Origin of the sequence: Desemzia sp. FAM 23989, from assembly GCF_045528345.1 — a bacterium.
GTDB lineage: Bacteria > Bacillota > Bacilli > Lactobacillales > Carnobacteriaceae > Desemzia.
Genome location: NZ_JBGQQT010000017.1, coordinates 21,018 through 39,176 on the forward strand (window position 1 = coordinate 21,018; position 18,159 = coordinate 39,176).

13 protein-coding genes and 1 CRISPR repeat array are annotated in these 18,159 nt (G+C 34.9%); of the genes, 6 read left to right on the plus strand and 7 right to left on the minus strand.

The window, feature by feature from the left end:
• Positions 1-15 precede the first annotated feature (15 nt).
• The 6 genes from ACEN36_RS09725 to cas9 form a co-directional block, all read right to left on the minus strand.
• The gene (locus ACEN36_RS09725) at positions 16-291 is read right to left on the minus strand and encodes a helix-turn-helix transcriptional regulator (RefSeq protein ID WP_079650787.1); all 276 of its coding nucleotides are present in this window, start codon (positions 289-291) and stop codon (positions 16-18) included.
• 2 nt (positions 292-293) lie between these two features.
• On the minus strand, positions 294-659 hold the full coding sequence (locus ACEN36_RS09730) for a type II toxin-antitoxin system RelE/ParE family toxin (RefSeq protein ID WP_407126498.1): 366 nt from the start codon (positions 657-659) through the stop codon (positions 294-296).
• Between the two features lie 147 nt (positions 660-806).
• Positions 807-5,258: a CRISPR direct-repeat array (repeat unit 36 nt; unit sequence GTTCCTTCATACCAAAAGTTGAGAGAGTACCAAAAT).
• A gap of 10 nt (positions 5,259-5,268) precedes the next feature.
• Complete coding sequence (locus ACEN36_RS09735; RefSeq protein WP_407126499.1) at positions 5,269-6,225, minus strand: hypothetical protein; 957 nt, start codon at positions 6,223-6,225, stop codon at positions 5,269-5,271.
• The gene (gene cas2, locus ACEN36_RS09740) at positions 6,222-6,551 is read right to left on the minus strand and encodes a CRISPR-associated endonuclease Cas2 (protein WP_223156040.1); all 330 of its coding nucleotides are present in this window, start codon (positions 6,549-6,551) and stop codon (positions 6,222-6,224) included. Before cas2 ends, ACEN36_RS09735 begins: the two co-directional genes overlap by 4 nt.
• Positions 6,535-7,437 carry a type II CRISPR-associated endonuclease Cas1 gene (cas1, locus tag ACEN36_RS09745; protein ID WP_407126500.1) on the minus strand — a complete coding sequence of 301 codons (903 nt, stop codon included), beginning with the start codon at positions 7,435-7,437 and terminating at the stop codon, positions 6,535-6,537. Before cas1 ends, cas2 begins: the two co-directional genes overlap by 17 nt.
• 142 nt (positions 7,438-7,579) lie before the next feature.
• Positions 7,580-10,864, minus strand: a complete 3,285-nt coding sequence (cas9, locus tag ACEN36_RS09750) for a type II CRISPR RNA-guided endonuclease Cas9 (RefSeq protein WP_407126501.1) — start codon at positions 10,862-10,864, stop codon at positions 7,580-7,582.
• Positions 10,865-11,304: 440 nt separating this feature from the next.
• On the opposite strand from cas9, the gene mazE reads away from it, so the two are divergent.
• From mazE to ACEN36_RS09780, 6 genes are all read left to right on the plus strand, one after another.
• On the plus strand, positions 11,305-11,535 hold the full coding sequence (gene mazE, locus ACEN36_RS09755) for a type II toxin-antitoxin system PemI/MazE family antitoxin (protein WP_207558043.1): 231 nt from the start codon (positions 11,305-11,307) through the stop codon (positions 11,533-11,535).
• Complete coding sequence (locus ACEN36_RS09760; RefSeq protein ID WP_079650631.1) at positions 11,525-11,890, plus strand: type II toxin-antitoxin system PemK/MazF family toxin; 366 nt, start codon at positions 11,525-11,527, stop codon at positions 11,888-11,890. The genes mazE and ACEN36_RS09760 overlap by 11 nt, the downstream gene beginning before the upstream one ends.
• Before the next feature lie 686 nt (positions 11,891-12,576).
• A complete protein-coding gene (locus tag ACEN36_RS09765; protein ID WP_407126502.1) occupies positions 12,577-14,481 on the plus strand; it encodes an endonuclease MutS2 in 1,905 nt (634 codons plus the stop codon).
• Between the two features lie 337 nt (positions 14,482-14,818).
• Positions 14,819-15,193: a DUF1801 domain-containing protein gene (locus tag ACEN36_RS09770; RefSeq protein WP_236746822.1), complete on the plus strand. Its 375-nt coding sequence runs from the start codon at positions 14,819-14,821 to the stop codon at positions 15,191-15,193.
• Between the two features lie 110 nt (positions 15,194-15,303).
• The gene (locus ACEN36_RS09775) at positions 15,304-16,275 is read left to right on the plus strand and encodes a diaminopimelate dehydrogenase (RefSeq protein WP_079650484.1); all 972 of its coding nucleotides are present in this window, start codon (positions 15,304-15,306) and stop codon (positions 16,273-16,275) included.
• A 64-nt stretch (positions 16,276-16,339) separates the two neighbouring features.
• Entirely contained in the window at positions 16,340-17,197 is an 858-nt protein-coding gene (locus ACEN36_RS09780) for an AAA family ATPase (protein WP_407096563.1), read from the plus strand.
• Between the two features lie 36 nt (positions 17,198-17,233).
• Here the strand turns inward: ACEN36_RS09780 and ACEN36_RS09785 are convergent, their stop codons facing one another.
• Positions 17,234-17,761 carry a DUF421 domain-containing protein gene (locus ACEN36_RS09785; RefSeq protein ID WP_407096562.1) on the minus strand — a complete coding sequence of 176 codons (528 nt, stop codon included), beginning with the start codon at positions 17,759-17,761 and terminating at the stop codon, positions 17,234-17,236.
• Positions 17,762-18,159: the final 398 nt, after the last annotated feature.

Sequence of the window (18,159 nt, forward strand, 5' to 3'; positions counted from 1 at the left end):
CTTTTTGTAAGGTTCTTATTGTTCAATCAATTGATGAGTACTTTTATCTACAAAAGTAAGTTCTAAATTTAAAGAGTTTGCAATTTTAGCCACTGTTTCAATCGAAGGAGTATGAGCTAGTGTTTCAGCTCTGGCAATTTGTACTTGAGAAAGTTGGGCTTTTTCAGCCACGTCTTGCTGAGTCATATGTTTAGATTTACGAATGCTTGCTAGCGAAGCCATTAATTCTATTACGTTTTTTTCATCTTCAGAAATACTCTGGATATCCTTTTTTACTTCTGCCCATTTCATTTTCAATCATTCCTTTTTCTTTTTATCCAATCATCGTATTCGCGTTTAGCCTGTTCAATTTCTTTTCGTGGAGTTTTTTGAGATTTTTTCCGAAATTGATGCAGTAAAATCAGTTGATTATTTTCTAAGATACCAAAAAAGACTCTATTAGGAACTGGACGAAGCTCCCACAATTTTCCGTCGATTCGCTTGGCAATAGGTTCTCCTACAAATGGACCCTCATGTTCTAAACGTTCAATTTGATAATAGAATTTTCTTAACATAGAAGAATTGAGTTTGGAAGGATGAGCATCTAAATATTGAATCCATTCTAGAATTTGGCTATTTCCATTACGATCTTCATAAATCTCAATTTCGTATTTTTTCATATAAGCTCCTATGATCTTTCTATAGAGTTATTTTATAACAAAAATGTTATAAAAGCAATGATTTGCTATGTCTTAAGTCGGTAATTATTTATATTGAAAAGTGAAAGAGTACCAAATCTACCGCATACCCGAACATAACTAATTTGCGTTCCTTCATACCAAAAGTTGAGAGAGTACCAAAATTATCTATTCCAGTATAGACAGAGGTGACTAGTTCCTTCATACCAAAAGTTGAGAGAGTACCAAAATCATCATTCAAGCCGTATTTTGCTTCTTACGGTTCCTTCATACCAAAAGTTGAGAGAGTACCAAAATCGTTTGAAGATGGTATTAATTAAAACCCATCGTTCCTTCATACCAAAAGTTGAGAGAGTACCAAAATCCAACCAGAAGCTCTTTCCATAGCGGCAATGTTCCTTCATACCAAAAGTTGAGAGAGTACCAAAATTGCTATCAGCCATTTGTCTCTTTTTAATGGTTCCTTCATACCAAAAGTTGAGAGAGTACCAAAATCATACTTGATAACTTCTTCCCCAAATTTAGTTCCTTCATACCAAAAGTTGAGAGAGTACCAAAATTGTAGCAATTCCTTTGCGCTTTGCACGTTCGTTCCTTCATACCAAAAGTTGAGAGAGTACCAAAATAGCTTGTCTAGCTAATTTAGGTAGAGACGGTGTTCCTTCATACCAAAAGTTGAGAGAGTACCAAAATGAGTCAACCATGCAGCATTCGCTAAAGTATGTTCCTTCATACCAAAAGTTGAGAGAGTACCAAAATTTATGAAAGGTTCTAAAGAAAATGTAGCTTGTTCCTTCATACCAAAAGTTGAGAGAGTACCAAAATCACCATTCACATAAACGTTATAGCCTGCTAGTTCCTTCATACCAAAAGTTGAGAGAGTACCAAAATAGAACGAAATATAATTATCGCCATTGCTGTGTTCCTTCATACCAAAAGTTGAGAGAGTACCAAAATCACCCTAAAGAATATAAGTCAACAGTTAAAGTTCCTTCATACCAAAAGTTGAGAGAGTACCAAAATCCTTACGGTAGTTACAATACAGATACATTAGTTCCTTCATACCAAAAGTTGAGAGAGTACCAAAATAAGGCTATCGACTGGCAAAGCAAGATCTCGGTTCCTTCATACCAAAAGTTGAGAGAGTACCAAAATAAGGCTATCGACTGGCAAAGCAAGATCTCGGTTCCTTCATACCAAAAGTTGAGAGAGTACCAAAATAAGAGTATGCGATGTATAAAGGAGATAAACGTTCCTTCATACCAAAAGTTGAGAGAGTACCAAAATCTTCCAGCAGATTATCTTTATCTTTCAGTTGTTCCTTCATACCAAAAGTTGAGAGAGTACCAAAATAGAAGGTGCAATCTCAGTAATAGCGTCCAAGTTCCTTCATACCAAAAGTTGAGAGAGTACCAAAATTGTTGTGACAACGAATGCAAAGTGTTTCTGTTCCTTCATACCAAAAGTTGAGAGAGTACCAAAATAGGCAAAGAAGATACCAACCGATTGAAAGAGTTCCTTCATACCAAAAGTTGAGAGAGTACCAAAATTACCACAACTCGACATCGCGCATATCTGATGTTCCTTCATACCAAAAGTTGAGAGAGTACCAAAATCAGATACTAAGAGAGAATGGACGTTGGAGTTCCTTCATACCAAAAGTTGAGAGAGTACCAAAATCTAGTGAGCTGTACATGTCACTATAGGTCGTTCCTTCATACCAAAAGTTGAGAGAGTACCAAAATTTTATGATTAGGACAAGTTAAAGATGACCAGTTCCTTCATACCAAAAGTTGAGAGAGTACCAAAATTAGTGTGAACATAGTTCCTAAAACATTTTGTTCCTTCATACCAAAAGTTGAGAGAGTACCAAAATCATTCCGCTTAAAAACTCTTCTTCGACTTCGTTCCTTCATACCAAAAGTTGAGAGAGTACCAAAATACAGAGATATAAGATTTACAGTAGACCCAAGTTCCTTCATACCAAAAGTTGAGAGAGTACCAAAATCTGCTTTAATGTGTGCGCTTGATTCATCTGGTTCCTTCATACCAAAAGTTGAGAGAGTACCAAAATTGATACCAAAGTGTAAGTCTGCTAACCCGAGTTCCTTCATACCAAAAGTTGAGAGAGTACCAAAATGTACTCACTTAATATTATAGGGCTTGTACTGTTCCTTCATACCAAAAGTTGAGAGAGTACCAAAATGATAGACTGATTATTTGTTGATGGGTTTGGTTCCTTCATACCAAAAGTTGAGAGAGTACCAAAATCAGTCTAAAAGCCTCGGCATTCGGTTCGTGTTCCTTCATACCAAAAGTTGAGAGAGTACCAAAATAACATAACAAACTATCAGTTCGGGCGAGGTGTTCCTTCATACCAAAAGTTGAGAGAGTACCAAAATCCGCAGGTAGACCGGCAACAGTTGCCTCCAGGTTCCTTCATACCAAAAGTTGAGAGAGTACCAAAATCTTCGATAACTCTGTTACTTGATTCACTTGGTTCCTTCATACCAAAAGTTGAGAGAGTACCAAAATTGGATGACGTGTCCGTCGATGATGTCATCAGTTCCTTCATACCAAAAGTTGAGAGAGTACCAAAATGAGTTGAAAAGATGTTAAATCATTCGTGTTGTTCCTTCATACCAAAAGTTGAGAGAGTACCAAAATGCGTGTAAATCCTAGCATTTCTCTAGAATCGTTCCTTCATACCAAAAGTTGAGAGAGTACCAAAATTTGGAACGTCCAACAACCCAGAATTTCTAAAAGTTCCTTCATACCAAAAGTTGAGAGAGTACCAAAATAGAGGAGTCACCTACTGCAGCTATGATTAGTTCCTTCATACCAAAAGTTGAGAGAGTACCAAAATATAGTTCCCAAAACACCGTTAATAGTACAGTTCCTTCATACCAAAAGTTGAGAGAGTACCAAAATAAAAGAATTTAGAAAAATACTAAACTTTTTTGTTCCTTCATACCAAAAGTTGAGAGAGTACCAAAATGTATGATGCTCTCCAGCTGCAGCCACTTTTGTTCCTTCATACCAAAAGTTGAGAGAGTACCAAAATCCACCTTTTTTTTTATATTTGTTTTTGTTAGTTCCTTCATACCAAAAGTTGAGAGAGTACCAAAATGTATATACTTATATAGTAGTTGTATAGTTGTTCCTTCATACCAAAAGTTGAGAGAGTACCAAAATTTGCTGGCATATCGTTAGCCTATGCTCGCTGTTCCTTCATACCAAAAGTTGAGAGAGTACCAAAATTTGAATGATTTTTTGTAAGTTCATTTTTTCTGTTCCTTCATACCAAAAGTTGAGAGAGTACCAAAATGATGGACGAATTCATTGGAGAATACGAAGAGTTCCTTCATACCAAAAGTTGAGAGAGTACCAAAATAAGGTTAAACATCAATCTATATCGATTCATGTTCCTTCATACCAAAAGTTGAGAGAGTACCAAAATTCATGAACGTACAAGGCATAACAAAAGATGGTTCCTTCATACCAAAAGTTGAGAGAGTACCAAAATCTGCTTGCATAATGATTGTGATAACTGGTGTTCCTTCATACCAAAAGTTGAGAGAGTACCAAAATTCAGTGTAATCTGCTTGCTTGTTGCTGAAAGTTCCTTCATACCAAAAGTTGAGAGAGTACCAAAATCGTCTCGTCAAGTTCTGCCAGGGCTTCAATGTTCCTTCATACCAAAAGTTGAGAGAGTACCAAAATGGGTTGTCTTTATAACTCTTTATCAAATCAGTTCCTTCATACCAAAAGTTGAGAGAGTACCAAAATTGTTGAGTTGCCAACTAATAAAGGCGGGAAGTTCCTTCATACCAAAAGTTGAGAGAGTACCAAAATATACCACCTAAGGATTGTTGAAGCGCTGCAGTGTTCCTTCATACCAAAAGTTGAGAGAGTACCAAAATGTTAAGGGCTGTGATAGATGCGTATGATTGTTCCTTCATACCAAAAGTTGAGAGAGTACCAAAATCGCTAATGCCAGCTAACAAAAGCAAATCTAGTTCCTTCATACCAAAAGTTGAGAGAGTACCAAAATCTTGCTGATGTAGAGCTTGATAACGATACGGTTCCTTCATACCAAAAGTTGAGAGAGTACCAAAATAGCTTGTTTTTGGCTTATATACTGTTCTACGTTCCTTCATACCAAAAGTTGAGAGAGTACCAAAATCAGACTGGAGCTTAAAAGAAGCTTATGAAGTTCCTTCATACCAAAAGTTGAGAGAGTACCAAAATTATTAACAATATCTATTTTTGAGTTTGTTGGTTCCTTCATACCAAAAGTTGAGAGAGTACCAAAATCGTGAAACATTTAAAGCGTGCAAGGGACTCGTTCCTTCATACCAAAAGTTGAGAGAGTACCAAAATTACTTGGCGGGATGACTATAGAAAGATGCTGTTCCTTCATACCAAAAGTTGAGAGAGTACCAAAATTTACTCGTTGATCTATATTTCCCATTTTATGTTCCTTCATACCAAAAGTTGAGAGAGTACCAAAATACGGTCAACGGTTTCAATCCTTTCTATTGGGTTCCTTCATACCAAAAGTTGAGAGAGTACCAAAATGCCAATTTCATTATACCTTATCAGTTAGCAAGGTATCAAAGTAATTAAGAAAAGATGTTGGAACTCCTGTTAAATCAACAATTACAGGAGTGTCAGTTAATAAAAATAGTGAATAAACGTAAATAAATTGTTCTAAGTTATCCACAGTTGGAAGACTCAAAATAACCGTTTTTTCTTGGAAGTTATCCACAAGATTGATATACCAATTACAAGCTTGAGAGAAGAGGTGATCTTCCCAATTAATAGGAAGAATATCCTGTAGTTTATCTTTTTGAAGTACACAAGAATGTATATTAACAATTCTATTTTTGTAAAGAATGTTTTGAGCAGCGCTAAAAGGATAATTTGATACAATAAAGTATTGAGAACTATTAGAAGTTGACTGTAAATGATTATCTAACTGTTGTAACTCAGAATTAGTCAGTTGATTTTCAGGATAAATTAAACCAAAAATCTTTCGTTTAGTTACTCGCTCCATCACTTTTAAGTGCAATAGTAATTGATTGAGAGTAGATAAATTATTTTGATTCACACTGTCTATAGATAAAGATTTTTTAACCATATCGTTATTGAAAGGCTGTAGTCTAAAAGGTAAAGGAGAGAAATGGGAATCATTGCTTACCAATTCGACTTCCTCCATTAATTCCTCCCAACTATCCACTAATTGTTTGTAAAAAGGGGATAACTGCAGCAAACCAAAGAACTCTGTTTGGATTTGAGTAACGACTTTATCAAAATCTTTAGAAATCATCTGTTCACTAAAAGAGAGAATATAGAATTGATAATCTTGCTTAGGAAGCAACGTTTGGTTTTCTTTGACCTCTATTTTTGAGGATTTATTACTAAAATACATAGATAAACTTTCAATAATAGAGTTCCATTTTTCTAGGCTTCCTTTTAATAAAGTTACTTTATCAGTTAAGAGTGTGTCAGTTTGATTGGAATCAGTGATATGCCATTCTTTCATAAAATCACCATAGGGTTATCAGTTAATGTTTCTTCTACTAGAGTTTTATTTCCTACCAATAAAAACATATTATTGTATTGCTTTTCTGTCACAGCCATAGCTCGAACTGATCCATGTGCAGGTAAATTATTGCGCAGACTCATCATATATGTATCTAAGCTTGAGCGATTTGGAAAAATTTTAGCATAGACAGAAAATTGAACCATAGTAAAACCGTTGTTGATTAAATATTTTCTGAAACGAGCATAAGTTCTTCGTTCGGGTTTAGTATTCATTGGCAAATCAAAAAATAACATTAAACGCATAAATTTATAAGGCGATGCCATTGGCAGGGTAGACCAACAGATCTGGATTTTCTTCATTCATACTTTTAATAAAACTTTGAACGAGAATGTCGATTGCATTTAGAATAGTTTGTTTTTGATTGCCAATCAAAATTTTATTTGTACTAATAAGATGAACCAATTTATGTTTAGTTTTGCTATCAAGGTAATCTTCTTTATTCATTAAAATATAGACCCATAAATCAACTATTGGACGAAACGATTCAATAATATCATCTACTAAATTAAACGCATTATACTGATTGTGATGTCCGATTCCAAATGCTGGATGGAGTCCGTGTGCTGCAATACTTCGTGCAATGGTAGAACGAAGAACTATATATCCGTAATTCAACCCAGAATTGATACCATCCCAGCTTTCTCTTTCCCGAATAAAGTCTGTACCAAAAAGAGTTTTAAAGTAAAGTTTTGCAGCATGACCTTCTCGATTCGTCTTGTCTCCTGCTGTAACATCTTCAGCTAAAGCATATAAAGTATGTATAATTACAGGATCTTTTTTAAAGTGAGCTAGAACAGAAGCTTGATTATAAATTTTTATTTGGATAAATCGTTGCCACATAACAGCTTTAGTTGCTGCTGACCAATTAACTTGACGATTCAAAACAAGGGATGACTGATGATGACTATGGGGAGCAAGAGAGTATATGTTAGGAAGGTGTTTTTCATCACAAAAGATCAATAAAATATGGTAATCTGCTAATTTATTGATCAAACGGCCAGTAACGACTGTTTGCTGATTATCCACAATAATAGTATGTATATCGGAAAGAGGAATCAGTATTTCTGCATCTTCACGCACAACTTTTAAATTGTCTAAGTAAACTTTTAGATAATCAGATTGTTCAATATAAACGATACGCCAACTCATTTTCTCACCTCATTTTAGGATAGATAGATATAAAAAAAGCCCCAATAAAGGGGCGATTTCGGCATAAAGCCTTTTTTTGGTAGGTTCTCTCAAACCTTTGGTATGAAGATGTCTTCCGTCGAAGACAATTATAGTATAACGCCTATTTTGTTTTTTGTAAAGCACTTTCATTGTCAAAAGTGATAGATTCTAATACTTCTTTAAAAGGTTCAGAGAAGATAGGATATTCATTTCCTAAAATATCAACATTATATTTTATTATATTCTGTAGAGGACCAATAGCTGGCATTTGTTGGTTATCACTTCTAAAAGCAATGTCATCTACTTCAATACGACTTGTTTTAGGATTATTATCACCTCTAAATATTTTGTCGTAATGAACCAGTTTTTTTATTCTTTCACCAGTCTCAGGATCTTCCATTTTTTCTTGTTTATCATAAGAGATACGATCATTTTTATATAGGCTAAATTGGAAATGATAACTATTATCAATTTGTTTATATGGAGCTTGACGGCCATCTAAGTCATTATATTTTTTCATATCTAATACATACTGATCACCTTGTTTTTTTAACCAATTATACGGAACTCCAAGATATTTATACTTTCCATCCTCATTTTTATAAATATCTACGCGGATGCTCTTACGACTAAGGAGAACAACATCTTTTTTAGCTCCAGGGTACTTATTAGTAATGTCTACATGAATCCCTAATTTACTATCCAAGTATTTCAAACTTTTCACTGGTACTTTCCCATCTTTTAAAATGTATCCATGTTCTTTGTGAAAATCTTGGAATGGATTGTCTGCATGAGCATGTTCTTCCATAACTTTTAAAACTAATTCCCAAGTCTTTGAATCATGCTGAGCCATAAGAAAAGCTTGAGGATTCTTCTCTATTCTTTTCTTTAGACCATCAAAACCCTTTTTATCTAACTCGTAGATATTTTTAACTTTTCCAACGGTATATTTTTCGCCGTCTTTTTCACGAGTCGAATAAAGCGTTTGGTTTGTCATAGTTCGATTTGGTTTGCGATCTACTTTATGAGAATATTTGATTTTACTTTCATAGTTGCGCAATCCTCGTAAAAATTTAATAGTTGGACTATTAAATAATTCACCTTCCTCGAGAATTTCTCCTGTATCTTTATCTACTACAACGCCTTCTTGGTTCATTTCAATACTCTTGAATTGTTCGAATAAGGGCATTCTTCCAATTGCTGCTACAATCAATGCATCTAATGCATGGTGTGCATGACCTGCGTCTCGGTCTTTATTTAGCTTAGCTCGTCTTCTCAAAGCGGCTGTAAAGCTGCCTCGGATAGATAACACTCTAGTAGGAATCTCATTATTTTGGTAAAAAGTCCGTAATGAAGAAGAGAAGCTGCGCATAGCGTATTGTGTATCTACCAAATTACGATTAATAAAATTCTTTTGAATTTCTTCATCATGTTGAATATCACGCTGTTCTAATAAATAGCCGAGCTTTTTCTTACTAATTTTTCTGGATTGAAATAAACTCAAGCATGCTACTTTAAATTCATCAAAAGTTCGTTTTGCTTTTCCGCTTTGAAAGTATTGGAAAGGAGTCAATTGTCCTTTATCTTGATTTTCCATTTGGTAACACAAGACTTTATTTTGCTGACTATCATCAAAGGAATAAGAAAGAGGAATGATATGATCAACCTCAAATTTAGTATGGTCATGTACAATATCCGTAATTGCAATCCCTTTACCAGTGTAGATACATTTTCCATCTTGAGCATCCCAAAGTTTCAAAGCTAGATGTTGTTTACTATTCAGGTATAAATCTTTTAAGTTATCCACTTCAAGCAATTCAGACATTCGTTTTTCAAATTTTCCTTGGTTCCGTTGCATATCATTGTATTTTTTCTTTTCCTCATCACTGTTTTTTTCACGAGCCATTTCTACTACTACGTAATCTAATTCACCATATTTTTCGCGTACAGCATTGGTAATTTTAATGGCTTCACGGTGAGCCCGTTTTGCAACAGTACTTAAAATAGCTTCATCATCAAATTGTATTTTACTGCCTGATTGAAGCTTTTCCAGACGACTTTTGCCTAACCCGCGTTCAGTAAAAAGCTCCATTTGATTTTTGTTTTTTTCCCATAATTCAGGCAAAATTAAGTTCATCGCTTTTTTTGACAACGCATGGTATTCCTTAAAAGAAGTATCATTGATTAAAGCCAAAGCGACTTCTTGTAACGGATCGTCATAATAAGTAGAAAATAATTCGTGTAATTGTTCTTCACGACGAGTTAAACTTTTTTCAGCAGTTAAAATTTCAGCAATTTCATCTAACAAATCTCTATTTTCTAGAAAATCTTCTGGAATTATTGTCTCGTTCAATAATTTTTTTAATTTATTGTATCCCTTAAATTCTGTAAATACGGGTTTGTCTGTCTTTAGATCTAAGCGTGCTCCTTTGATTTCTTCTTCATTTGGAATGCTTTTAAGTTTAGCAATGTTTTTTAACGTAATTTTCTTTCCTTTTTTTGCATATGTTTCGATAAGATAGTGTTTGTCTTCTTGAGTCAGTGATTCTATATTTCCAGTTTCATCACTTGGGAACTTAAGATTATTTAAATCATTCAGCAAATTAAACAAGTCTGTTGTATATGCTCCTCTAGGAATACGAAATGCCTCAGGAAAATAAGTTCCGCGACCACGCATTTTATTGATCATACTTTCATGTTCAAGTTTTCCTTCTTTGTTAAAGAACCATTGACCATATGGAGTAGGAGACTTTTCAGATCCTGGTCCATCATAATATTCTCGGCGATTATTGATTAACTCAATATACTGTTCAATAAATTCTTCCGTGATATCTGAATGAAACTCTTGTTGTGTTGCTAAAAGAGCCCGAGCTTCCTTTTCATAGTCAGAGGTTTTAAACCGATTGGTATGATTGCGAACAACTTCATCGTTTTTTAGTTTTTCATATTGAATTTCGATTATGTATTTCTCTTTTAGTTTTTCTGCATTTCTTTTCAGCTGTTCTTTAGTAGATAGTTCACTGCCATTAGTTTTTTCGTCTTCTTCAGGAGTGTCTATAGTAGTTCCTCTACGCTTAACAAGATGGTAAAGAGCAGCTGCTAGTTCTTGTTTTGATAATTCTTGTTTTAGGCCTTTATACCGAGCTTCATAAGGATCTGTCTCTTGAATAAGCGAACAGGAAAAGCCATTTTGTTCAAGGAAATCTGTAGTACGTTCTAGTCTATGTTTACGTCTCCGTTTTAAACGACGGGCTCCACGGAAAGACCGGCGATCTTCATTTGCGTTTCGCGTAGCTTCTTCAAATAAACGTACACCCGCATCAATAACTTCTCCAGTAGATTCATTGATAATTCCCCATCCAACACTTGAAATACCGATATCTAATCCTAAAACTAAGTTTGACATAAAAATCCTCCTCTTTAACTGATAATTGGTATAATAAGATTTTAACATGAAAGGGAATACAAAAAATAGAGCAAAAAGGAAAATATAACGATCTTTATCATAAATGAAGAAATCGATTTTGTAAGACGAACTCTTGTGTTATGCGAAATAGGGCTATCGTTTTTTAATATGAATTTCAGCAGCAGCGTCTGAACAGGCATAGCGTTTGTTTTATATAGATGAGTTTTAAAGAAATTGTTTACTTAAAAGTTAACTTATTGCATAAGAGATATGGAGTTTAGCTAGACCTAAATAAAATTAAAAATTAAAGAAAATCTGCTCATTTTGCGTAAATTATTATAAAGGTAATGCTAGCTTCACTATATTAAGGATAACTACTTAATTAATTGTAAAGGGTAGTAATTACGTGTTATAATAACGCTGAAATGGAGGGGCTATTGATGACTACGATAAAAGCTAGAAAACAAGGCAATTCAATTATGATTACTATTCCTAGTTCGTTTGGTATTAAAGAAGGAGAAGAATTCTTTTTTATCAAAAAAGATAATGGTGCAATTACGATGATACCTAAAATTGAAGACCCTTTTAAAAATGCTCAAGATGGAGAATTTTATGATCCAGATCTAAACGTTGATTACATGCCTGCTGAAAGAGAACTAGATGGGTTATAAACCGAAGCAGAGAGATGTAGTCATCATTGATTTTGCACCGTCTAAAGGATATGAGATTAATAAGCGACGTCCTGCACTTGTAATGAGTAGTGATGACTATAATCGAGCTACCAATCTTGTTATTGTTTGTCCGATTACAACAACAGAAAAGGAAAAAGTTTTTCTCATCCCAATTTTATCAGAGAAGTTGCGTGCTAATGGAACAGCTGTTAGTAAAGTAAATACTAATCAAGTTTTTTCATTAGATTATACAGAACAGGCAAATAGAAATATTCAATTTATAGATAGACTTGAAGAAGAAAATTTTTACCACATTGTTCAGATGTTTATGTATAATTTTTCTTTCAAAATTTAAGCTTCCATGAGGTTTTTGTATTTTAATTAAACAAAATAGAAGTCACCCTCTTCAGCACAATAGGTGGGGACTTCTATTTCAGTTAGTCAAGATTAATTCATTATCTTGGAGCGCTTATGGGTTTTTAGTGTTTTTATCAATACATGTAAGCTCTAAATTTAATGAATTTTCAATTTTAGCTATTAGTTCAATAGAAGGAATAGGAGCCAAAGTTTCAAATCTGACAATTTGCACTTGAAAAAGTTGAGTTCTTTCAGCAATTCTGCTTGCTCAATATCTTTTTTTGGAAGTCTTATATGAAATTGATGTAATAAAATAGACTGTTAATTTAAATATATCCTATCAGGAGCCAGAGAGTGTAAAATATTTTGTATAGAATTTTAACGCAATCATTTTAAATGACTCATTGACAGAACAATGTTTTTTTTGCTATAGTTCTAAATGAGAATAAATATAAACCTAGACGAATGGGGATTTTTTTGTGAGTGTAGCAGGTATCTAACCAGTAAGTTGAATAGCCGATAAACTATCAGTTTATTTGGCATGCTTATAAGTGATACCTGTCGATAGATAAAATATTGTATTCTAAAGACGATAGTATGTATGACTATGGTCTTTTTTTTGTACCCTCTAGGTTTAATGATTTATTTTGGGACAGGTATCTCTTCATCGAAAGGGAGAGAAGAATGGATAAAGAAACACTCACTAAATTACAATTTGATAAAGTTCAAAAAGAAGTTCAATCTAGAGCGATTGGGCATTACAGTAAAATCCGAATTGAAGAACTTGCACCACAAACGAACTTAGCAACGGTAAAAGTATGGCAGCAAGAAACACAGCAAGCTCGCTTGATTTTGGAAAGCAATCAGCATGTGCCATTTATGGGACTAATTAGAATTGACGCTTTAATGACGCAAGTGAAAAATGGGATGGTATTGTCTCCAGGGGACTTGATTGAATACGCTGATTTCCTTAGAAGTAGCCGTATGATCGAGCAGTTTTTTGATAAAAACCAATATCAAACTCCGCTGCTTTACCAATATAGTAAGAGTTTGCCGAGCTTATTAGAAATCGAAGAAGAGATTTATCAAAAAATCCAGCACCAAAAGGTCAGTGATGATGCATCAAGAAGTCTTAGAAAAGTACGCAGGCAAGTGCGGGAAAATGAAAAAGAGATTCAAGATAAGTTAACGAAGTTCTTAAAGCATTCGAGTAATAAGAATAAGATTCAAGACGGTATAATAGTTCAAAAAGACGGACGTTACACAGTCCCAATCAAGTCAAGCTATAAAAATAAAGTAGCTGGAAGTGTGATTGAACAATCCAATAAAGGTACAACAGTCTTTGTTGAACCAGCGGCCATAGCGAAACTAAATGAACAGCTGATTATGTTAAAAGCCGAAGAAGTTGCAGAAGAATATCAAATATTAGCTCAGTTAACAGGTTTTCTGGCTGAGAATGAAACTACGATTGAATTCATTATAGAAACAATCACTGCATTTGATATGATTTTTGCGCGAGCAAAATATAGCCGAGAAATCAATGGAATCACTCCATTGGTGAATAAATCAGAGACTATTGTCATAAAAAAAGGCATCCATCCATTTTTACCAAAAGGATCGGTTCCGCTAGATTTCACTTTAGGTGAAGAACATCGCGGGTTAGTCATTACTGGAGCAAATGCTGGAGGCAAGACTGTAGTGCTAAAAACAGTTGGTTTATTAACTTTGATGACAATGTTTGGTTTACAGATTCCTGTTGCAGAGGGAACGGAAATAGCAGTATTCGATGAAGTATTTGTGGATATTGGAGATCAGCAAAGTATGGAAAATGCATTAAGTACTTTTTCTGGACATATGAACAATATCGCTTCTATTTTAAATAAGACAAAAAGAAATACTTTAGTTCTATTAGACGAAATTGGCAGCGGGACGGAACCGAACGAGGGTGCAGCTTTAGCTATCGCGATTATGGAAGAATTATATGCTAAAGGAGCTTTGGTCGTTACGACAACCCATTATGGAGAAATTAAACGTTTTGCTGAAGAACATGAGGATTTTATTCCAGCAGCAATGGAATTTGATCGAGAAACATTAACGCCTAAATTTATTCTTCATTTGGGGGAAAGTGGCGACAGCCAAGCTCTGTGGATTGCTAAAAAAGTTAATATGGCTTCGTCATTGATTAAACAAGCAAAAAAATATATGGATAAAAAAGATTATCCAACCCAGAAAAAATCTTTTATGAAAAGTGAAGTGAAGTTCGAAGCTGGCATAGAGAAAAAGATTTTATTAGGAAAAGGGGACCGTGTTATTCTGACAGAAAGCCAACAAAAAGGGCTAGTATATGAAGACAAGGGTTCAGATAACGTTTATGTTTATTTTAATAAAGAAGTTGTAGAAGTACCGAGACAAAGAGTCCAACTGTTAACTTCAGCTAACGAACTGTATCCAGAAGGATATGATTTGGATATTTTATTTACAGAGTACCAAACGAGAAAAACACGAAGAGACTTAGATCGTGGATCCAAAAAAGCCCAAAAACAATTAGACAAAGAGATGAAAGAAAGAAAATTCGATGACAGAATATAAAGGCTAACTGAATAAAAAAATTTACACTAGCATCGCTAAGCATAATACTTTAGAGGTTCTAGTGTTTTTTTAGTCTATAGGGTAATTTAAATAGCGGACATTCAATAAAACATAGATTATTTTTCAGATGGAAAACTTTCTTCTTGTCGATAAAATATAAAATTAAAAGCTATTCCAATTTCAAAAATAGCAACGCGTTTTTGAACCATTGCAGATTAACTTACTTTTAGCTATTGGTATAAAAAAATTAGCCGATGACTATTTTCCTTTTGATAATACAACAGATAAAGGTACAATATCAGTAATAAGCATCTAGTGAATGATAGGAGGGATCATTTTGTCTGATACCAAAAAAAATCCAATAACAGTAGAAGAGTACATTCAAGAATTTCCTAAAGAAGTGCAAGAAATCTTGCAAAAAATTCGAGCTATCGTGAAAGAGGAAGCGCCAGAGGCACAAGAAAAAATCAGTTATGGGATGCCGACTTTTTCGTACAAGGGTGTATTGGTTCACTTTGCAGCTTATAAAAATCATATTGGCTTTTATCCTACTCCAAGCGGCATTGCCAAATTTGAAGAGCAATTAAAACCCTACAGACACGCTAAAGGATCTGTCCAATTTCTACTTTCAAAACCTATTCGATATGACTTAATCAGACAAATGATAAAAACTCGTGTAAAAGAGAATCTAACTAAAGCAAAAAATAAGTAACTAGGACTGAATAATTTTCTTATGTTTTGCTGTTTTTTAGTTGGGTATTTTAGCTATAATAAACTATAAGATAAAACAAGAAATCAGATAGTTTCGAAGGGAGAAACAGAATGACGATCAAAATCGGTATTGTAGGCTATGGAAATTTAGGTAAAGGTGTCGAAACGGAGTTAAAGCTTAACCCAGACATGGAATTATTAGGGATTTTTTCAAGAAGAAATCCTGCTCAAGTAGCCAGTGAATCAGCAGTCTATCACTTAGATGATATCCAACAATTTAAAGATAAAATCGATGTATTGGTCCTTTGCGGAGGCTCTCGTTCAGATATTCCGGAACAAGCTCCTGAATTGCAAAAAGACTTTACGACAGTAAACAGTTACGACAACCACGGAGAGATTCCAGCTCACTTTGACAGTATTAATGAGGTAGCTCTTGCGAACAATAATGTTGGAGTAATTGCCACTGGTTGGGATCCTGGGCTTTTTTCATTGAACCGTTTAGTGGCGGAAGCAGTGTTGCCAAATGGAAATACGTATACTTTCTGGGGCAAAGGAGTCAGCCAAGGCCACAGCGATGCCATCAGACGTGTAGACGGCGTCAAAATGGGTGTGCAATATACGATTCCAAATGATGAATTGATCTCCCAAATCAAAGATGGCAAAGACGTTTCGTATACCAAAACTTCTTCACACAAACGGGTTTGTTATGTGGTGGCTGATGAGGGGGCAGACCAGGAAGCTATTACTCAAAGTATCTCTACCATGAAAGATTATTTTGAAGGCTATGAAACAGAAGTCCACTTTATTGATGAAGCTGAGTTCAAACAACAGCACACAGGTATGCCGCATGGCGGACGCGTAATTCGTCGTGGCTATACGGATGATGAAAATATGGCAGTGTACGAATTTAATTTGGAATTAGAAAGTAATCCTCAATTCACTGCAGCTGCAGCGATCGCTTATGCGCGAGCAGCACACCGTCTAGACAAAGAAGGCAATTATGGAGCTAAATCAGTTTTTGATATCGCACCAGCTTATCTTTCTCCTAAATCTGGGGAAGAATTAAGAAGAGAGTTACTGTAATCAACATAGAATCTCAGCGGACCGGTTTCGTTGAGATTTTTGTACATAAAAGGAGGGGGCAGCTGTGGGCTATTTAGATTATTTTACCTTTCCTGATGCAGAAGTAGAGTTTGATTTTTTCAACGCGATCAAACGAACGGTATATGACTCATTTTACCCTTTTCAAATCATGCCGAAGCACCGATTTGAACGGATTGATTTTGAACCAATCACGATTTTATATGGAGGAAACGGCTCAGGCAAGACGACCGCTTTAAATATCATTGCAAAGAAAACAGAGCTGCAGCGAGAGGCAATATTTAATCAATCGAATTTCTTTTCAGACTATTTGAACTATTGCTCTGTAGAATTAGTGCAGACGATTCCCACTCATAGCCGTATTATCACAAGTGATGATGTGTTTGATTATATTTTAAACATTCGGAATCTTAATGAGGGAATCGATTATAAACGAGAAGACCTGTTTGAAGAATATTTGGAAAATAAATACTCCAAGTTTCAAATGAAATCATTGGATGATTATGAACAACTCCGCAGAGTGGTGGATGCAAGAAGGAAGACACAGTCCAAATACGTTCGCAATGAATTGATGGACAATGTCCGGGAATATTCCAATGGTGAAAATGCCTTTCGCTATTTCACTGAGAAGATAGAAGAGAATGGATTGTACCTTCTTGATGAGCCGGAAAACAGCCTTTCTCCCCAGCGGCAAATGGAATTGATGAAACTGATAGAAGATTACGCGCGTTTCTTTGGCTGTCAGTTTGTCATTTCTACGCATTCGCCATTTCTGCTAGCTCTCAAAGGGGCGAAAATCTATGACTTGGACAACGATCCTGTAGATGTCAAAAAATGGACCGAACTGGACAATGTGCGCACGTATTATGATTTCTTTAAAGAACATTGGATGGAGTTCGAGTAACATGTAAGTGACCAGAGATAAGACGGAAAATGGATTTCAATTATCATCTTTCCCTTTTTTTACGTTTTTAAGACTTGAGATAGTTGGTTTTTCATTAGACGAATTGCTGATAACTGAAAAGGTGCCATCTGTTTCGAGAATAACTGCCCTTACTTCATCAAGAGAAGCGTAACCATTTGAACGGACGGCTTGTAATATTTCTTTTTCAGGAACGCGTTCCTTTTTCATAGAAAATCTATTGAACTGTCCATCGTAATAAAGTAACTTAGGAGACGATTTGATTAGCTGACTAAAAAAATCTGAACGAACTGAAAGCCATGAAGTGATAAATTGGAGTAAGACAAGCAGGCCAAAAGCCAGTATTCCATCCACCAAGGCAATATCTTGACTCGTTAATATGCTTCCTAATACAGAGCCTAACGCGACAGTAACAATGAAATCAAAGGAATTCATTTTAGATAAGGTACGTTTGCCGGAAATTCTCAAAACGAGCAGAATCAGTATATAAGAAAGAGTGCCCACAACAAGAATCCGGATGAGTGAAGAAGAGTCGCTAGTAAACATTTTTTATCTCCTTTCATTAAATGTTGATAATTTTGATTTAGTAATAGTGTATTCAAATTATACAGAAAAGAGATACTTTTGTTAAATAGTAACAGCCCCGCACTGTTAATTTCCACGTATTAGCCATTTCTGCTGGCATTTAAAGAGACTCAAATATATGATTTTTATAGTGATCCTGTAGATGTCAAAAAATGGACCGAACTGGACAATGTGCGCACGTATTATGATTTCTTTAAAGAACATTGGTGTAAATTTGAATAGAGTGGTTCCTTTATATTAGCTAGTTCTTTTCGATCAAGCCCTTATTCCTGTTAAGTACACAAAAAGTGAAACAGCTTCGTTTTTTATTGAATGGGCAAATAGACATTTGTCTAGTAAAGGTAAGGACCATTTGGATG

Coding starts and splice junctions, on each gene's coding strand:
- ACEN36_RS09725 (WP_079650787.1), bottom strand. CDS start 291: ATGAAATGGGCAGAAGTAAAAAAGGATATCCAGAGTATTTCTGAAGAT.
- ACEN36_RS09730 (WP_407126498.1), bottom strand. CDS start 659: ATGAAAAAATACGAAATTGAGATTTATGAAGATCGTAATGGAAATAGC.
- ACEN36_RS09735 (WP_407126499.1), bottom strand. CDS start 6,225: ATGAAAGAATGGCATATCACTGATTCCAATCAAACTGACACACTCTTA.
- cas2 (WP_223156040.1), bottom strand. CDS start 6,551: ATGGCATCGCCTTATAAATTTATGCGTTTAATGTTATTTTTTGATTTG.
- cas1 (WP_407126500.1), bottom strand. CDS start 7,437: ATGAGTTGGCGTATCGTTTATATTGAACAATCTGATTATCTAAAAGTT.
- cas9 (WP_407126501.1), bottom strand. CDS start 10,864: ATGTCAAACTTAGTTTTAGGATTAGATATCGGTATTTCAAGTGTTGGA.
- mazE (WP_207558043.1), top strand. CDS start 11,305: ATGACTACGATAAAAGCTAGAAAACAAGGCAATTCAATTATGATTACT.
- ACEN36_RS09760 (WP_079650631.1), top strand. CDS start 11,525: ATGGGTTATAAACCGAAGCAGAGAGATGTAGTCATCATTGATTTTGCA.
- ACEN36_RS09765 (WP_407126502.1), top strand. CDS start 12,577: ATGGATAAAGAAACACTCACTAAATTACAATTTGATAAAGTTCAAAAA.
- ACEN36_RS09775 (WP_079650484.1), top strand. CDS start 15,304: ATGACGATCAAAATCGGTATTGTAGGCTATGGAAATTTAGGTAAAGGT.
- ACEN36_RS09785 (WP_407096562.1), bottom strand. CDS start 17,761: ATGTTTACTAGCGACTCTTCTTCACTCATCCGGATTCTTGTTGTGGGC.